At 65.2% G+C, this 16,797-nt stretch carries 13 protein-coding genes; 3 read left to right on the top strand and 10 right to left on the bottom strand.

What is annotated here, in order from left to right; genetic code table 11:
- Nucleotides 1-79 precede the first annotated feature (79 nt).
- The 7 genes from JSV65_13295 to JSV65_13325 all read right to left on the bottom strand — a co-directional run bounded on the left by JSV65_13295 (nucleotide 80) and on the right by JSV65_13325 (nucleotide 8,325).
- Entirely contained in the window at nucleotides 80-1,351 is a 1,272-nt protein-coding gene (locus JSV65_13295) for a cytochrome C (protein UCH33531.1), read from the bottom strand.
- 133 nt (nucleotides 1,352-1,484) lie between these two features.
- Entirely contained in the window at nucleotides 1,485-2,711 is a 1,227-nt protein-coding gene (locus JSV65_13300; protein ID UCH33532.1) for a type II/IV secretion system protein, read from the bottom strand.
- Nucleotides 2,683-3,018: a helix-turn-helix domain-containing protein gene (locus JSV65_13305; protein UCH33533.1), complete on the bottom strand. Its 336-nt coding sequence runs from the start codon at nucleotides 3,016-3,018 to the stop codon at nucleotides 2,683-2,685. The genes JSV65_13300 and JSV65_13305 overlap by 29 nt, the downstream gene beginning before the upstream one ends.
- A gap of 263 nt (nucleotides 3,019-3,281) precedes the next feature.
- A complete protein-coding gene (locus tag JSV65_13310; protein UCH33534.1) occupies nucleotides 3,282-4,949 on the bottom strand; it encodes a hypothetical protein in 1,668 nt (555 codons plus the stop codon).
- A 98-nt stretch (nucleotides 4,950-5,047) separates the two neighbouring features.
- Nucleotides 5,048-6,547, bottom strand: coding sequence for a hypothetical protein (locus tag JSV65_13315; GenBank protein ID UCH33535.1), 1,500 nt, complete (start codon nucleotides 6,545-6,547; stop codon nucleotides 5,048-5,050).
- 35 nt (nucleotides 6,548-6,582) lie between these two features.
- Nucleotides 6,583-6,897 (bottom strand): heavy metal-binding domain-containing protein, encoded by a 315-nt coding sequence (locus JSV65_13320; protein ID UCH36782.1) that lies wholly within the window; start codon nucleotides 6,895-6,897, stop codon nucleotides 6,583-6,585.
- A gap of 78 nt (nucleotides 6,898-6,975) precedes the next feature.
- A complete protein-coding gene (locus JSV65_13325; GenBank protein ID UCH33536.1) occupies nucleotides 6,976-8,325 on the bottom strand; it encodes a hypothetical protein in 1,350 nt (449 codons plus the stop codon).
- 294 nt (nucleotides 8,326-8,619) lie between these two features.
- Between JSV65_13325 and JSV65_13330 the strand changes: the two genes are divergently transcribed.
- The 3 genes from JSV65_13330 to JSV65_13340 all read left to right on the top strand — a co-directional run bounded on the left by JSV65_13330 (nucleotide 8,620) and on the right by JSV65_13340 (nucleotide 12,459).
- Entirely contained in the window at nucleotides 8,620-10,914 is a 2,295-nt protein-coding gene (locus JSV65_13330; protein ID UCH33537.1) for a beta-galactosidase, read from the top strand.
- Between the two features lie 9 nt (nucleotides 10,915-10,923).
- Complete coding sequence (locus JSV65_13335; protein ID UCH33538.1) at nucleotides 10,924-11,898, top strand: hypothetical protein; 975 nt, start codon at nucleotides 10,924-10,926, stop codon at nucleotides 11,896-11,898.
- A gap of 105 nt (nucleotides 11,899-12,003) precedes the next feature.
- On the top strand, nucleotides 12,004-12,459 hold the full coding sequence (locus JSV65_13340) for an NfeD family protein (GenBank protein UCH33539.1): 456 nt from the start codon (nucleotides 12,004-12,006) through the stop codon (nucleotides 12,457-12,459).
- 214 nt (nucleotides 12,460-12,673) lie between these two features.
- On the opposite strand, the gene JSV65_13345 is transcribed toward JSV65_13340, so the two are convergent.
- The 3 genes from JSV65_13345 to JSV65_13355 all read right to left on the bottom strand — a co-directional run bounded on the left by JSV65_13345 (nucleotide 12,674) and on the right by JSV65_13355 (nucleotide 16,693).
- A complete protein-coding gene (locus tag JSV65_13345) occupies nucleotides 12,674-13,204 on the bottom strand; it encodes a DUF1854 domain-containing protein (GenBank protein UCH33540.1) in 531 nt (176 codons plus the stop codon).
- Entirely contained in the window at nucleotides 13,197-15,413 is a 2,217-nt protein-coding gene (locus JSV65_13350; protein UCH33541.1) for an ABC transporter ATP-binding protein, read from the bottom strand. Before JSV65_13350 ends, JSV65_13345 begins: the two co-directional genes overlap by 8 nt.
- Before the next feature lie 407 nt (nucleotides 15,414-15,820).
- Complete coding sequence (locus tag JSV65_13355) at nucleotides 15,821-16,693, bottom strand: amidohydrolase family protein (GenBank protein ID UCH33542.1); 873 nt, start codon at nucleotides 16,691-16,693, stop codon at nucleotides 15,821-15,823.
- Nucleotides 16,694-16,797 lie beyond the last annotated feature (104 nt).

Consider the following 16,797-nt stretch of genomic DNA (forward strand, 5'->3'; position numbering starts at 1 on the left):
GCCGCGACTGGTTTGTCCGGCGCCACACGGCGAGGGCGTTTGGCCCGGTCCACGCGCTGGCCGGCGCGCGGCCGCGGGATTACCGTTCGGCTTTGGCGGCGCGTTCTCGAAGGTCGGCTGCTGTCTCTTTGATCTCAGTAAGGTCGCGGCGCATCTCGCTCCAGCCATACCACAGCGCGTAGTCCGGGTTGGCATGGAACGTGCCCTGGAACGTGCGCATGCGGTGCTCCAGGAACATCACGAACAGCTTCTGCTCGATGCTCGTCGGCGCATCATGAAATGCGAGCAGGTCGGGGAACGCGTACGCGTAGTCCTCGGGCTTCTCCAGAATGCCGTCCCTGTACAGCGCCGCGACGGTCCGGATCGCCTCCCCCATCAGCCGATCCGCCTCCCGGATCATGTCGTCGCCCTTGCTTAGCTCGCCCTTCGCGAACGCGGACGAATGGCACTGGGTGCAGGTCTCGACCATCTTGTCGCGCTCGGCCTGCCAGTCCTCCTGGGTGAGGCGGGCGACGTCTGCAGCTTTCACAACGTCGAGCCGCGGCGTCGGACTCCCATCGGGATCGAGCACGCCCAGAGCCTGCAGAATCGAGACGCGGTCCGCGGCCCACTGTTCGTCCTCGGGCATCGGCAGCCGTACCGCGAGAAAGCCCCAAGCGGTCCGCACCGCGTGACTCGTGTCCTGCATGTGACACGTCTGGCACGTCGGCGCGGCGACCGTGTCGGGCAAGGTCTTGTTTTGCTTGAGCAGATAGCGGACGCCGTGCTTCGACGCCGAGTACATCTCCCATTGCGGGTGGTCGAAGCCCTCGTGACACGTCTGGCAGGCCTGCGGCTGACGTGCCTCCTGCACCGAGAAGACGTGACGCGTGTGGCACGCGTCGCACGACGCGGTGCCGAAGCCCGAGCCGGACTTCTTCAGCTCCGCGATTTCCGCCTCGGTCTTGAGGCCGATCTTGTGGCACCCGCCGCAGCCTTTCATGCCTTCCGTAAGCGCGATGGGCTGCCAGTGAGCGGTCGGCATCGCTTTCATCGCCGCCCACGCCGCCGCATGCTTGCCCGCCTTGAATTGCGCGACGCGATCCTCGTGGCACTGCGCGCAGGTATCGGGCGTAGGGATCGCGGCGTCTGCGGCATCGGCGGCGGACTCGTGTTCGTCGCCGTGGCAGATGGAGCAGTCAATGCCGGCGGCGCTGTGTTTGCTGGCCTGCCAGTCAGTGACTATACTGGGCGTCGCTTGCTTGTGGCAATCTACGCACACGTCGCCCGCGCCCGCAGTGCTGCCCACCGCACGCAGCGCGAGTATCAGGCAGAGTGCGGTCGCTGAAGCGATCAGTGCAATCCGAGACATACGCGCCACCTCGCTCTTCGAGTCGCTTGCAGCCGCCTGCGGCAAACCCGAGGCGTGGTTAGGCGCCAATCCCGGGTATCCCTTGTCGCCAGATCGAACAGCCCTCAAATCCAGTGGGTGACGGGCAGCTCCTTCAGCCTCCGAGTACTCGCACAACTTCCTCGGCAGTGGTTTCTCCGGACAGCGCCTTTGCCATGCCATCGGCGAACATGGTCGTCATGCCGTGTCGAAGCGCGGCCTCATGGATGTCCGACCGTTCCGCACGCGCGCTGACGAGATCCCTCAGCTCCGGCTCCATGACAAGGATTTCGAAGACGCCCGTCCTGCCGGAGTAGCCGGTGCCGTGGCAGCGGTCACAGCCCTTGCCCCTGTGAAACGTCGGCGCCTTGTCCGGCCATCTGATGCCGCCGGCTTGGGCCCGCTCGCGCCACTCCGCAACCATCTGCGCAGAATAGTCGGTCGGCTGCTTACAGTCCGCGTGGATGCGGCGCACCAGACGCTGCGACGATACCATCAGCGACGCCTGCGACAGGAGAAAGGGATCGGCGCCGCTGTTCAACAGCCGCTCAAGCGCCGACGCTGCGTCGTCCGCGTGAAGGGTCGTCAGCACGAGATGCCCGGTGATGGCCGTCTCGACGGTCTGCTGCACGGCCTCGACATCGGGCATCTCGCCGACCATCACGATGTCGGGGTCCGAGCGCAGGATGCCGCGCAACACCTCTGCGTAGTGCATGCCCAGCTTCCGGTTGACGCTGATCTGCACCACACCGGGAAGACGGATCTCCACCGGGTCCTCGACTGACATGGCGACAAGATGGGGGGCCGCGCGACTCATTATCGCCGCGTGCATGATCGTCGTCTTGCCGCAGCCGGTCGGGCCGGAAAACACGATCAGCCCGCACGGCGCGCACAGGCATCGATTCAGACGGTCACGGTCGGGTTTGCTGAAGCCGACCTGATCCAGGGTCACTCGGGCAACATCCTCGGCCCAGATGCGCAATGTGAGCTTCTCGCCTTGGACCGTGGGGAGCACGGTCTCGCGCAGATCGTACTCGCGCCCTTCGTGTGCGATGACGATGCGCCCGGTCTGGATGGAACGCCGGTTAGCGGTGTCGAGATCGGCGAGGCTCTTGAAGCGTGTGACCAGGGGATCGTGAACATTGCGCGGGAGACTCAAGACGTCGTGCATGGCCCCGTCTATGCGAAAGCGAACCTTCGTCTCGCCGCGCGCGGGGTCAATGTGGATGTCGCTGGCGTTGTCGGCGGCGGCGGCCAGAACGATCTTGTGGCTTAACTCCGCCAGCGCCGTGTCCTCGGCCCTCAGGATGGCTTCACTTGCGCCTTGCTCTTGCAGCGTCACCTCTCCGCTCCTTCCTCCGCGCTCGCGCGATGCGCTTGTCGAGCAGCTTCATCGCAGCGCGCACGGCGTCGAGGTCAATCCCAGCTGCGGTCGGGTCCTCATACTCCAGGAACTTACGTAGATCCCGGCGATAGAAGCGCCACTGTCGCCCCGCCTTGAAGCCCTGCACCTTGCCCTGGTTGATCCAGCGGTACAGCGTGGGCTTGGTCGTTTTCAGGAAGGCGACGGCTTGATCCATGTCGAGCACGTCGTCGTCCCGGGCCGGTGCGGCAGAGTTGCGCGCACTTGAAGGATCATCCTTGGGCATGACATTACTCCCCGCAATGTGGTAATCATAAGTGTTTATTAGTATATATACTACGTTTATACTAATTTGTCAATGGCGATAGTGGCCGCATTTCAGACATCCGCCTGTCCTTCGACGGTTTGGGGTGGGGCCGTCCTGCCGCAGTTGCGGCCAGCGAGGGAGCGGGGAGTCTGTCGCCGACTGTACAGTCGCAGAGCAGGCGAGGTATCTCGCGTCGTGGCCTCAGGTTCGGTTTGGCGGCACGCCTGCGCCACCAGGCCTCGCTACTTGAACTCGACGCTGAAGAGATCGGCGCTGCGCAGTCGGAACCGCAACGCTACGGCGGCCTCCTCGGGGTGGCCAAGGTCGGACTTTCCGCGCCAGGTGACAACGCGGTCCAACTCATCGCCGGTGAGCGGGTCGCAGTCCTCGAAGCTCCGCCCCGACAGAACCTTGCCGTCAGGCCCGATTGCTTCGACCTGCACGTACCCCGATGGCCTGGTGCGGAAATTCACGTGAACGTTGCGGCCCGTGAAGCGCAAGGGGTATAGCGCAAATGAGCCCTCGATGGTCGCGCGCAGCGCGACCAGCCGGCCCTTCGGCCACCATGCCCACGCAAGCGCTCCCATCGGAGGTCGCCGCGGATACTTGTGCGGCACCGGCGTTCCGCAGTAGAGTATGCCGATCCGATCACCCGGCAGCGCCACCATGCCCAGGCCAGGCGCCGTCACCCCTGTGTCCCATGCACCCGGCGGGCCCGGCTCACACACCGCACCGCCCGGCACGAAGCCCCATACGATTCCATCCGGGCTCGTCGCGAGGTGGAACTCGAACCGGTCCTCGGGCAAGCTCCACAACAGCGGAAACATGACGTGATAGTCAACTGTGCCCGGCATCATCGTCTTTGCGTTGGCGTACCACAGCTCGTAAGGCGCGCGAACAGCATTCGGCCAGAACAGCTCCTCGGGGAGTGGGAATCGGCGGAAATCGTTACTCTCCGTGCGGCCAATGGTGCGGCGATTGAAGAACCACGAGCGCACGTATGCGACATACCTCCCCGTCACTACGTCGTAGGTGCAGACGTTGTGCGTATCGCTGGTTTGCACCACCAGCGGTTCGGGCAACTGGGTGAACCGCAGCCCGTCGGGCGACACCGCGCCGAACAGCGCGGGCACCCGCTCCCCGCCGAGATGGAACGGGTCAATATCATCCGGTCGCCGCTCGCGGTAGCGCGCCAGGCCGTCCTGGGAGATGTGGCCGAGGTGGAATGCCTTGTACCGCTCCTCCGGGGGCGCGGAAGGATCCTTGAACACGGAGCCGCCGTGGTAGCCCGATTCGGGCGTCACCGGCCCGCCGTAGGCGATGTTGTTGTTGCGGCTGCTCTGATACTCCACTGCTCCCAGCGACGGGAACTTCCACTCCACGCCGTCGCCGGATTCAGCGTAGCGCAACAGGTTAAACACCCCCATGCGGTCGGTGCCGATGTCTTCTCCTGGCCAGCACTCGTACCACAGGCGATACCGCCCCTCATCGTGAATGCACGTGCCGCCGAAGAGGAACAGCTCAGACGCCTGCTCGGCCGTGAGGACCGGCTCGGTCTTCTGGGCGGGCTGGGCCTCGAGGTGAATGCCGAGCGGCATGTTGTGGTGCTCCAAATGCATGGGCGGCACCGGGTCGGTGCCCCACATTGGTACGCCTTGCCCGTTGGAGCCGGCCCAGCGGAAACCCCCGGTGTCCACGTATCGCCAATCGTGGAAGTAAACGACGTTCGACGCCAGGGTGTACGGCGGGGTGAGCCCATGGTAGGGACTGCCATGTCTGACGGCGTGATCCGGCCCGGCCATCGCTTGCGCTCCTTCTGGAGAGGAATGGGTAAGAGCGGCGCCGGTCGCCCCGGCAGCCGCGAGCCCGAGAAACTCCCGGCGGTTCATGTCCTGCCTTCGCGGTTGCATGCGCGTCGCTCCTGGTTTGTCCGCACGGGCTATGACGGCGGCCGTTCGACACGCGCCGCCCTCGTGTAGCCATTGCCGGCGCTCAGCGCCGGCAATCGTCACGCGGTGAGGTCGAAGCCGTAGAGCTTCGCCTCCCGGAGGCGGAACTCCAGTCGCACCGGTTCCTGGCGTAGGGAAGCCAGTTTTCCGTTCCATCGCACGGGGTGTGCGAGCTTGTCGCCATGCGTCGGCGCGCAGTCCGACCAATCGAAGCCCGACACGGGCTTTCCTGACCGATCTGCGACGCGCACCAGAAGCTCGCCGCCGACCTCCGCGTTGACCGTGATAGCCGCGGCGTCCACTCTAAGCATTGGCGTGCGTAGCAGCCCGGGGCGCACGCCCGCATCGCGCGAGACGAAGCCGTTTTTCCGCAGCACTGCAACGCCGATCTGGCGGTTGCCGACCTTGTGGCCGGCGGAGTAGCCTCCATAGTACACGTAGTCCCGATCATCCACCGTCACGCAGTCCCCGACCCACGCCATCGCGTGATCCCACGTGCCCGCCTCGGGATCACGGTCGAGGAAAGGCTCACGGTGACGCGTCCAGTTCTCCCCGTCGCGGCTCGTGGCGAGTTCGGTCCAGCCAATGCCATGAACCGGGCCACCCGCATCCGCAGGCAGATCATCGCGCAGCACCCGCAGGAAGGCGAGGTAGAGATCTCCGCGCACCTGTGGGGCCATGCCGTAGAACTCCCACATGCCCGGCTCGCGCGGATCCGCCACCACGACGCGCCACGGATCCCGCCAGTGGATGAAATCCTCGCTGACGCTCTCCCCGACCAGGCGGCGGTACCCCTCGGGAGCATTCGGCGTGCTACCTCGATAGCCGTCCGCCTCGGTCGAATGAGCCTTGAAGCACGCGATGTACCCTTTGCGGAGCGGGTCGTAGCACGCATCAACGATGTCCCCGAGGTCGGTGAGCACCGGGGTCTGCGCGTAGTCGGTGAACCGCACGCCGTCGGCCGAGAACGCCACACACAGTCCCTGCGGATCGCTGATGCGGTAGTATGCCATCTTATAGCGTCGGGCCGGATCGGCGACTGCGGGCCCATCATCCACAAATCCAAGGCCGAACGCGCGGACGACCATGAAGAGGTTGTTGTCGGTGGAGCCGTTGATCGCCACCAGTCCTAGCTTGGGCCGCCGCCAGTGCAGGCCGTCGTCGGACTCGGCGTAGGCATAGACGGTGAACGGAACGTCTGGACTATTGTTCCGGATGTTGTACCACATCCGAAATCGCCCGGTTTCGGGGTCGCGGATCACGCGGTGAAAGAACAGGGGCATCTCGTGCCACGGCTCGGCCTTCGGGATCACCGGCCCAGAGAGACGTTCGGGTCGGTGAGTCGTCCGTGTGAGCCGGATCGTCCTTTCGATCAAGTGGTCGTCAATGAAGAGATGAGGGCCCGGGGATATCTCGATCACGCGTCCGGCCTCCTGCGCGGGGGTCTCCGCGGCACGGGCCGATTGCTGCTGCCCGACGCCGAGCAGCGGCGCGCCCACGGCGACCGCGGTCATCCGTGTCAGGAAGTCGCGCCGGCTGAGTCCCGAATCGCTCGCCATGCGGCTTTCCTCCTGCGCCGGGCACGGCGCGGCGGCTACTCCACGGTTACGGCCGTGCCGCTGGCGCTGACCATCAGCATGCCTTCACGGATCACCTCATAGTCAATGTCCACGCCCACTACAGCGTTGCCGCCCAGCGTCCGCGTCTGCTGAATCATCTCCTCGAGCGCGATCTCCCGTGCGCGGCCCAGTTCCTGCTCGTAGGCGGCGGAACGGCCGCCCACGATGTCGGTGATGCTGGCGAACAGGTCGCGCACGATGTTCGCGCCGAGGATGGCCTCGCCGCACACAACGCCGTGATACGCTTTGATCGCATGCCCCTCGATTTGCGGTGTGGTCGTCACTATCACGTCCGGTCTCAATGTGCTCTCTCCTCTCCTTTGCTTAGCAGTTCGACGGGCGCGGGTGACACCCTCGCGATCTACGCTCTAGTCGATGACGACATAGGCGACCGCTGCCCTGTATTCACCGCCCCACCCGCGGGCGACGTCAAGGGGGACCCGCCGCACGGGCACGGCGACCTCGTAGGACGGGGTTCCGTTTCCCGCTTTTCGGGCTCTGCGCAGTGTCAGATCGTGGCGTTCGCCCGTCGCGGTGACCATCACCGCGCGCTGCGGCGCGCCAGGCGGGCGCACGTCGAGCAACACGGTCGGGTTCTTCTCATGTGTGGGCGCGTCCAGGAGCAGGGCGATGACGATTCGCTCCTCCCCCACTCTGAAACCGAGCACTGTCGGCGCTTCCTCGGTGAGCCGAGGTGCCAGCTCCAGTTGGGTCCGGAAATCGGAAAACACCGCGAGCCCACCGCCGCTCAGCACCTCGTTCATCACCGCGAGGCGCTTGCCGTGTTCAGTAAGAACGGAGAGGTCGTCGGGTCCGGGCTGGGTCAGACACTTCGGGCCGTCCGCGCCGGCCCCCCAGGAAGCGAACCAGAAGAGCTTGTACTGATTCGGCTCGCTCCAACCATTGCGGAGCGCCCAGTGCAGGGCGCGGAGATAGCAGTTCGGCAAGTAGTTCGGGAAGGTGTGGAAGCCGATCTCGGTCTGCCAGATGCCGCGGCAGATACCCGGCTTGACGTAGCGATCGTGGATCTCCTGCCAGGTCGAGTTTTCGAAGTAGTGGATGTCAACGATGTCAGTCCAGCGAGCGGCATCGTGGTAGTCGAGGGCGCGGAAGAGATTGCCCGCATCGGCCACCGGCCAGCCACCGAAGACGACCTGGCAGCCGTATCGCCGGATGATCCTCGCGGCGGGCAGGTACACCTGGTCCACCCATTCTCGCCCGCTCGCATGCCAGAAAGTCATGGGCTCCCACGTTGGCTCATTCCACACCTGGAAGTAGCGCAGGTTGAATGGCGGGCGAATGTAACGGGCGACGACGTGTTCGACGTAATCCTCCCAGTCTGCGACGTCATGCGGCGGCGAGAAGCCGTCGCCCGGTTTGCTTGCCGCCCACGGAGCGGTGTACGCCAGCAGCGGCAGGATGTCGAGTCCTTGCGCGTGGGCTTGCAGCACAAGGCGGTCGGTGTTCGCCCATTCCCAGCGGTCGTTCTCCGGCTCGATAGCGCCCCACGAGAAGTCATGACGCGTCCACCCGATCCCCAAGGCGCGCGAGATGTCTGGCGTCGGCAGGTACACCGCGCCGTTGAAATCCTGGAATGTCACGCCGGGCGGCCGCGCGGTAAATGCGTCGAGTTGGAAAACTACCGGTTCCGCCGCCACGCCAAGACCGGCGAGTAGGCCGCATGCGACAAGTGACAGTAGCACGCCGTACGCTTTCACTGCTCTCGACTCCTGTACGCGCCGGAGATACGTTTCTGCCGCGGGCCTGTGGCGGAGGCCATATTCTCCTCGAGACAGGCGCTGGCCTGGCAGGATGTTCCGCATAAGCTGCGCGCGCAAGGCCACGGCGTTGTCGAGCGTCGCCCTGAGAACGGACCTGTGAAAACGCGGCTGCCATCGCATTCAAGCCGGCGACAGGGAACCTGCGGCATGGCAACGAATCGCAGGTGCAGCCCCGGGCCTTGCATGCGGCCGACGGTGCTTCCGTCGGAGGTAGGGAAAAACGGCTAACGCATGAACGCGCGTTTACCGACTCTGATCGCTCTGCTCCTGGTGTGCGCTGCAACTCACTCACCGGCTGCCGTCGAGTGGTGGGGGGAGGCCGAGGGCCTGTACGGCTGGACCTCCGCAACATTGGACGGCGCGTCTGGTGGCCTAGCGGCGGTGGGCAACGCCAACAGCACCCCGGGGCTGATCGAGCTGCCGCTGCCGACGTACGGTCCGTGGAACATCTGGCTCAGACACAACACCGGCCAGCAAGGCAGCAGGCGCGCGCGGGTGACAGTCCGCGATGATACATCGGTCGTGCTCGGCGGCGAGGGCGGCCTGTCGTGGAGGTGGGCGAAAGTCGCCTCCGTCGCAGAGCGCACTCTGACCCTTCAAATCAAGCCGCTCGACCCGTGGCCCGCGGATTTCTGGTTTGACTGCTGGCTCGTCACCGATGATCTGGACTACGTGCCGCCGGACGAACTGCCCGCGCCGGGGCGCTTCGGAGAGGCGACCTACCGGCCGCCCTTCATACCCTCCGTGCTTGTCGTCGGGAGCCATTGGGAGCTGTCCGGGTACATCGCGGCAACCGAATGGGACGAAGCTCTCGCGAGACTGCGGTGGCCTCTCGCTCACTGCTCGACGGCGGAACTCGTTTCCGGCGACGTCGCGCTCGACGAATACGACGTCGTCCTCTTCACCGCCGCCTTCAACCGGCGGCCGCAGCTTAATCTATCACCTGCGGCGAGTGCGCTGAGGCGGTACGTCAGCGGGGGCGGGCTCGTGATTGTCACGGACCTCACCCGGCCCGAGCAGACCCACTGGCTTGCACCTCTCGGCGTGACCGTGCGAGAGGGCGGCGACGGGCGGCCAGCTGATCGCCAGGTCGAGAGCGCGCTCACGCATCCGTGGACGATCTTCCCGCGCTACTCCGATCGCCCCTGGACGTACTGCCGGCATCCCAATGGCTGGGGAGCTGTGCCTTCCTACGTTCTCAGCCCTCGCGAAGGGGATGCGATCCTCGCCGTGGGCCGCCGCGGGGCGCCGCTTGCCGTGTCGCGTCGCCTTGGCCGAGGGACATTAGCCGCCGCAGTCCTGTGCAAGGACCTCGGCCTCGATCACCGAGCCGTGTTCAACCTCTGGCTTCACCACTATGCCCAGCGTAGCGACTCGACGGCGAGTGCGTTGGGCAACCTCAAGCGATTCTGCGGCGCATCAGCCGAGGGGCCGAAGCCGTACACGCAGTGGCCGAAGGTGGGGCGCGGAGCAAAGGGACAGTTCCTCTGGCGCGGGAAGCCCTTTTTCCCCGTTGGGCTCTATCTCGTGAATCAGGCGAATCTCCGGCTCGTCGCTGAAGCCGGGTTCAATGCGGTGATGGGCGGAGGCGGCGGTGACTACCTTGCACAGGCGGCCCGGCACGATGTCGCGGTGTTCGCCAGTTGCAGTTGGGACATGGACGAACTGGCTCGCGCCGCGCACGCACAGCGGGAGAGCCGATCCCTCGCGGCCTATTACGTGATGGATGAGCCGAGCAATTCGGGCCACACAATCGAGCAACTGCACGAGATGATTGACACTATCAAACGGCAGGATCCTGACACGCCTTGTTTCTTCATAGACAACGATCCCAACGAATTCCCGAGTTGCTTGCCGCTGGTGGATGTCGCCGTGCTCGACCCGTACGAGCTGCGAGAGCCGCGTGGTGACATCCGGACGCAGGGCGTCACCATGGACTATGCGCGCAGACTCCTCGATGACGACGCGCCGCTGCTGGCGGTGCTGCAGGCGCACGGATTCGCGGGAGAGCAGCCGATCCTGGCCAAGCCCACGCCGCAGCAGCTCCGGGCCGAAACCTACCTCGCCCTGGCACACGGCGCGAGAGGCATCTTCTATTTCGTCTTCGATCAGAATGACGACTCCTCGATCACGTTCCTCCATCGGCGAGACGGAAGCTTCGACGAGCCGCTGTGGAGCGAGGCGAAGCGCCTCGCTCGCGAGTTGACGCGCCTGGCGCCGGTGCTCAGTGCGGCGACATTCGAGGGCGCGCTGCCGGCGGGTGATGCTGAGGCCGGCTGGTGGCGCGGCGAGGCGGACCTCGTGGTGCTCGTCAATACCGGTCCTGATGTCCTGACGGGCGAGGTCGTGCTGCCCTTCCAGCCCGCAGAACTCACCTGCACAGGCGAAGGCAGGGTGCGAGTGCGCGAGCGTCTTAGGTATGTTCTCGGGCCGTGGGAGACGGCCGTGGCGATCAATGAGAGAGGCGATGATCGCGGCGCGGGGCGACCTGCGGGCGCTGTATCACCGCCGCGACCCGGGGAGTGAGGTTCGGCGATGGGCGAATCGAGCATGCAGCCCAAGGACGTCGTTCGACGCGCTATTGAGTTCGACAGCCCACCCCGCGTGCCCATCCATTATCACAACGGCGACCTGGAGTGTTCCGACACGTTGGGCACCGGCTATGCTCCCGCGCCGGGCTTCGCGCCGTCGCGACCGGGTGAGACCGAGTGGGGTTTCGTGTGGCACTCCCTCAATCAGACGATGGGACAGCCGCATATCCGGCCGCTGGCCGACTGGAGTGCGATTGACACGTACCGGCCTCCGGATCCTCACGCGCCGGGTCGGCTCGATCACGTGTCCGCCTGGGCCGCCGAGCATTCCGACCGCTTCCTGAGATTCGGCCTGGGCATCACCGGGTTCAACTGCGCCACATTCCTGCGCGGCTTCGAGGAGTTTCTGGTTGACCTGCGCGCGGCGCCTGATCGCGTGGAGCGCGTGCTCGATATTGTCCACGGTTTCGAGGACGCCATCATTGACGAGATCGGGGCGTATCCCGTGGACGCCGTCACTTTCGCGGATGATTGGGGTAGCCAGAATGGCCTCATCATCGCGCCCGATCTGTGGCGGCGCGTCTTCAAGCCGCGCTACGCCGATCAGTTCGCGCGTATCCATCGCGCCGGCAAGAAGGTGTGGTTTCACAGCTGCGGCGACGTGTACAGCATCATTGGGGATCTCATCGAGATCGGGGCGGACGTCTTGGAGTTCCTGCAACCGGATCTACTGGGCGTCGAGCGCCTGGCCGCGGATTTCGGGGGCAATGTGTGCTTCTGCTGTTCGGTGGATCACCAGCGCGTGGCCATCGCGGGCAGTCGGGATGAGATCTTCGCCTATGCGCAGCGTCTGTACGACATGCTCGGCGCGTTCAACGGCGGCTTCATCGCGTACATCGAGGACTACTCGTGCCTCGGCATGAGTCAACGGAACTACCAATGGCTGCGGGAAGCATTTCACGGTCTTTCGAGCATGTGACGTGCCATCGCGCTTCGCGCCGGTGGGTGCTCGACCCGCTGCGCAGGCGAGGCAACATTGCCGTGCAGGAACCCGCGACGTGACGGCAAAGAACTGGTGCAGGATATGATTCTTCTTCAAGCATCCTGGGACGATGTGCGGCCGATTGACGACGGGCCCAAGGAGCCCACGCACATGAAGATGTGGTGGGCTGCTCTGGTCGCCCTTATCGTCATTCTCGCGCTGATATTTGTATTCTACCGCCTCGCGCTGCGCCCGACGCCAATCGAGCGTATCCTCGAGGATCCGCGAGCCTTCGATGAACGGATCGTGAGCGTCAAGGGCGAGGTCAAGCGTTCGCTCGGACTGCTCGGCTTCGGGGGGTATGAAGTGGACGATGGCACGGGGCGCATCACCGTGGTCACCGACGCAGGCCTGCCGCCGTCCGGAGCGGAGGTGACCGTGCGCGGGATTGCCAAGAACGCCTACACCATCGGAGACAAGAGCCTCACGGTGATCATCGAGAAGCGCCGCGGCGGGCATCGGCTTCTGAAGCACGCGACATCCGGCCGCGCGGACTGACAGCACCCGCACCTATCGATCGCAGCCACTCACGGTAGGAGCAACACGGCTGTGCCGTTCAGGGCGAGTGTAAGCCAGCCTTCGGGCGCTGGCGTCTCCTTCGCTCCGCCGGTTTCAGTCGCCGCGCGCGTATCTCGCGTGACCGGCGATGCACGGGGGCGGCGCATCGGCCGTTCTGTTTGCCGACATCTCAGGCACGCTCACTTCGCCTGGCTTACAGTATCTCCGCCAATAGGGCGCGGCTGGTCGGGTCGAGCCCGGTCACGTCCGGAATGTCGTAGCGGTTGCCCTCGGCGTCCGTGATGAGAATGCGGGCCGCGCCAAGGTAGATCACGTTGTCGCGAATGTCGCGCAGCGTCACCTCGCGTACCCCTCGATCGGTCTCGAACACGCAGATCGCGACGCCGAAGAGGTGCTTCGCTTGGATTATCCGCGTGAGGACCGGATAGAGGTACCGCCGGTCGAGCTCCGCCTGCACGAGATCGCGCGATTCGCGGTCAAGGCGATACCAGTCGCGCAGCAGGCCGACCTCCTTGCCCGTGGGGTCGGCTTCCCGGATGGCAATGTAACGATCGGGGGCGCTCAGCGGCTGGGCGCGTAGAAAGCGCGGCGCGATGACGCTGCGCTGGTCGCCGATCGTCGCGCGCACGCGCCCGTCATCGGTGCGAAAGACGCGCACCTGAGCAGGTTCCAGGTAACGCAGTTCGGGTGGCTCTTTGGCCCTCGTGATTTCAACGCTATCCATCGAGCGCCTTCGTCATCGAAGTCTTCTGGTGGATGTCCAAGAGGCGGTGGTACGCGCCCTTCTTCGCCTCGAGTTCCTCGTGGGTTCCGAATTCGGCGACTTTGCCGTCCTCGAGGACGAGCAGGTTGCTCGCGTTGCGCAGCGTGGAGAGCCGGTGCGCGATGGCGAACGTCGTGCGCCCCGCAATGAGCCGAGCGATCGCTTCCTGTATCTGGGCTTCGGTCTCGAGATCCACGCTCGCGGTGGCCTCGTCGAGGATGAGAATCGCCGGGTCGTGCAGGATCGCGCGCGCGATGCAGATGCGCTGCTTCTCCCCCGCCGAGAGCCGCCCGCCGTGCTCGCCGACTTGCTCGTCGTACCCATCCGGCTTGTTGACGATGAAGTCGTGAGCGTTGGCGACCTTGGCGGCGGCCATGATCTCCTCGATGGTCGCGTCCGGCTTGCCGTAGGCAATGTTCTCGGCGATGGTTCCGGTGAACAGGAACGGCTCCTGGAGCACGGCGCCGAGCCGCCCGCGATAGAACGATAGATCGAGGTCGCGCAGGTTGACGCCGTCCACGACGACTTCGCCGTCGTCGGCATCATAGAAGCGGCAGAGCAGATTGATGACCGTCGTCTTGCCGGCGCCGCTCTTGCCTACCAACCCGAGCATCTGTCCGCGCTCCGCCTTGAACGAGATGTCCTTGAGCACGGGTTGGTGCTTCTCATAGCCGAAGGTGACGCCGCGGAACTCGATCTCGCCGCGGATGCTCTCCGGGACGACGTCGCCGCGGCCCTTCTCGGTATCTGCCTCGGCATCGAGCACCTCGAAGATGCGCTCGGCGGCGGTGAGCGCGCGCGACATCCACTGCGCGCTTTGAGTGATGCCATTCAGCGGGCCGTAGAGCATGGCGAGGTACGCCAGGAAGGCCATCAGCCCACCCACCGTCAAACCGCCCGATCCAAGGATGATCAAGCCGCCGAAGTACCACACCAACAGCGACCCGCTGCTGACCGCGAGGCCGATGAGCGGCATGTACGTGGCCCACGTCTGCTCCGCATAGACCGATGCGTCGAAGACATCGGCGTTGCGCAGTTGAAAGCGCTCGATCTCGGTAGGTTGCTGCGAGAACGCCTTGATGATCTTCACCCGCGACAGCGCGTCGGAGGCGATCGCATAGAAGCGGCTCCACCGGTACCAGAACCTGTGGAACGCGCGGCGCATGCGCCGCCACAACACGCGCGCCAGAATGCTCACCAGCGGCGCCGGGATGAGCACCAGCAAGGCGAGCTTCCAGTTGATGATGAACACGGCAACGGCCACGCCGATGACGCTGATCGCGTTGCTCGCGACCCACGGCAGGCCGTAGGCCAGGAAATCCTGCACTCCGCCGGAGTCCTGGGTGAGGCGGGAAATGATGGCGCCCGTCGGATGCCGGTCATAGTAGCGCAGAGACAACCACTGCAAACGATCGTACAGCGCCGCGCGGATATCGAAGCTGACGCGCCCGCCGACCCACGCGCCGACGCGGCTGCGCCAGATCGCCAGCACGGTGCTGAGCACGCTGCTCCCTGCGAGCCCAACAACCAGCCACGCGAGAAGGATGGCGTTCTGGCGTGGGATGAGCACGTCATCCACGAGGATCTTCGTCAGGTAGGGCGGGACGAGGCCGAAGAAAGCGGCCCCAAGCATGAGCATGCTCACGAGCACGAGGCGCGCGCGATAGGGCCGCGCGTAACCAAGCAGTCGCCGCAGTACCGCGCCTTTGCGCACGCAGCGCGGGCAGACGCGGGTCTCCTCGCCGAGAACCAGGCCACACGTGGGGCAGCGCGTCCGGCGCTCCGGCTCCTCGGGGATGGGCTTGCCCTTGGCGGCGGCATCGAGCTGCCCGCGCACTTGGCCGAAGCGCTGCGAGAGCGCATTGGTGTACGGCAAGAGGTCTACCTTGTGGCCGTTCACCACTGCCTGAAGCATGGCGCCGCCGACGAGGATCTCGACCTGCGCCTCGCTTATGTCCTTCAGCGGCAGGTCAACGAGGATCTCCGCCTCCGCGCCATCCGGCGCGCAGACGAGCACGCGGTCTCCGGCGAGCACGAGCCAGCACTCGCCGAACCGGTTGCCGGCGCCGAGGTCGCTTGCGGCCGCGATGCGGATCTCCGCGTCGGGCGCGGCGCGGGCGACGGCTTGCAGAACGGCGTCAGGCAGTTGTACCGTGGCGCACATGGCCATCCCCGGCAGCAGTCTCCGAACGACGACGAGATAGCGGAACTTCCTGGATTATAGCACTACCGGTATGGAGCGTCGGGCGTTGTCCCTGCGGCGGAGTGAGACAACGGGCCCGGTTTTCGTCCACCCCTCACATGTCGCAATCGCAATACCCAAAAGACAAACGCGACTGCCTCACGCCAGCCGTTCCCCGAGGGGGGCGGGGCGGCAGAGCCAGCGCTCAAGCCGCTTCCACGGATGGCTCGAAGCAGGCGCGTCACGGGCTGAGGTCGCGTGATCCTGCTGCCAGTTCCGTATTGTTTTGTCGCGAGTCAGCCGGGGTGATACTACGCCCTCCCGGCCCGATTGTCAATAGCGCGCACTTACCTGGCTTATCGCGAGGCGCGCGCCCGAGAACCGGCATGTCCTCCTCAGGCCAGGCAGAGCAGGTGCTCCGCGTTGCCGTGCGCGATCTTCTCGTAGCATTCCCGCGAGATCTTGCCGCTGTCTCGCGCCTCATTGAACCAGGGCACGATCGGCACTTCCTGGTTGACGTGGCAGATGTCGGTGCCGAACAGCAGCCGATCCTGGAACTCCTCGAGGAACCAGTAGCCGAACTCGGCGTCGCGGCTGATCGCATTGAAGCCGCTGCCCGCCGAGAGGTCGCCGTACAGGTTCGGATACTTCTTCATGAGCGCCGGCACGCGCCCCGGGCCCGCAACCGGCCCGTCCGGATAGCCCCCGCGAGTCTCCTCTTCCACATTCGACGCGATCTCCGCCCAGAAGGCCATCGCGTGACCAATGAAGATCGTGTCCCGGCACTCGCGCAGCGTCTTCTCGAGCCGCGGCAGGCCCATCTCATCCGCCACGCCGTAGAGGCCGTACCTGACGGCCACTGCGAGGTGGAATATGATCGGCAAGCCAGCGCGCTCGCAGTGGCGGTAGAGGTTGAGGCACATGGGATCGTCAAAGGGCAGATTCGCGGTCAGCTCACCGAGGCCTTTGCAGCCGGCTTCCTTCCACTCCTCGAAGATCCACGAGAAGTCGGCGTCCGGGGAATGCCCGCTGCGCGGGTCGAGGTTGCAGAACGGGATGATGCGGTCGGGATGCCGGCGATATACGTCGAGCACGTCGTCGGTGTCGAAGGGAAACATGAAGCATTCCGGTGTCATGCCGAGGGGCAGAATGACGGCCTGGGAGATGCCGAGTTCATCCATGCGCCGGAGCAATTCGTCTTCCGTCATCTCCGGCTCTTCGCGCATGCCCCATCTGCCCAAATGCGTATGGATGTCAATCAGTGGCATTGTCTCTCCCCATGCCTGCGGTGAAACCCAGGCTCGATTCGATGATACGGCGTATTCTGTGGGCGAGGCGCAGGCCCTGCTCTTTGGGCAACAGCCCGAGGCTA

This window comes from Armatimonadota bacterium, from assembly GCA_020354555.1.
Classification (GTDB): domain Bacteria; phylum Armatimonadota; class Hebobacteria.

What these genes read in the sequence shown, in the direction of transcription:
- JSV65_13295 (UCH33531.1), bottom strand. Translation starts at nt 1,351, where the DNA reads ATGTCTCGGATTGCACTGATCGCTTCAGCGACCGCACTCTGCCTGATA.
- JSV65_13305 (UCH33533.1), bottom strand. Translation starts at nt 3,018, where the DNA reads ATGCCCAAGGATGATCCTTCAAGTGCGCGCAACTCTGCCGCACCGGCC.
- JSV65_13310 (UCH33534.1), bottom strand. Translation starts at nt 4,949, where the DNA reads ATGCAACCGCGAAGGCAGGACATGAACCGCCGGGAGTTTCTCGGGCTC.
- JSV65_13315 (UCH33535.1), bottom strand. Translation starts at nt 6,547, where the DNA reads ATGGCGAGCGATTCGGGACTCAGCCGGCGCGACTTCCTGACACGGATG.
- JSV65_13330 (UCH33537.1), top strand. Translation starts at nt 8,620, where the DNA reads ATGAACGCGCGTTTACCGACTCTGATCGCTCTGCTCCTGGTGTGCGCT.
- JSV65_13335 (UCH33538.1), top strand. Translation starts at nt 10,924, where the DNA reads ATGGGCGAATCGAGCATGCAGCCCAAGGACGTCGTTCGACGCGCTATT.
- JSV65_13340 (UCH33539.1), top strand. Translation starts at nt 12,004, where the DNA reads ATGATTCTTCTTCAAGCATCCTGGGACGATGTGCGGCCGATTGACGAC.
- JSV65_13345 (UCH33540.1), bottom strand. Translation starts at nt 13,204, where the DNA reads ATGGATAGCGTTGAAATCACGAGGGCCAAAGAGCCACCCGAACTGCGT.
- JSV65_13350 (UCH33541.1), bottom strand. Translation starts at nt 15,413, where the DNA reads ATGGCCATGTGCGCCACGGTACAACTGCCTGACGCCGTTCTGCAAGCC.
- JSV65_13355 (UCH33542.1), bottom strand. Translation starts at nt 16,693, where the DNA reads ATGCCACTGATTGACATCCATACGCATTTGGGCAGATGGGGCATGCGC.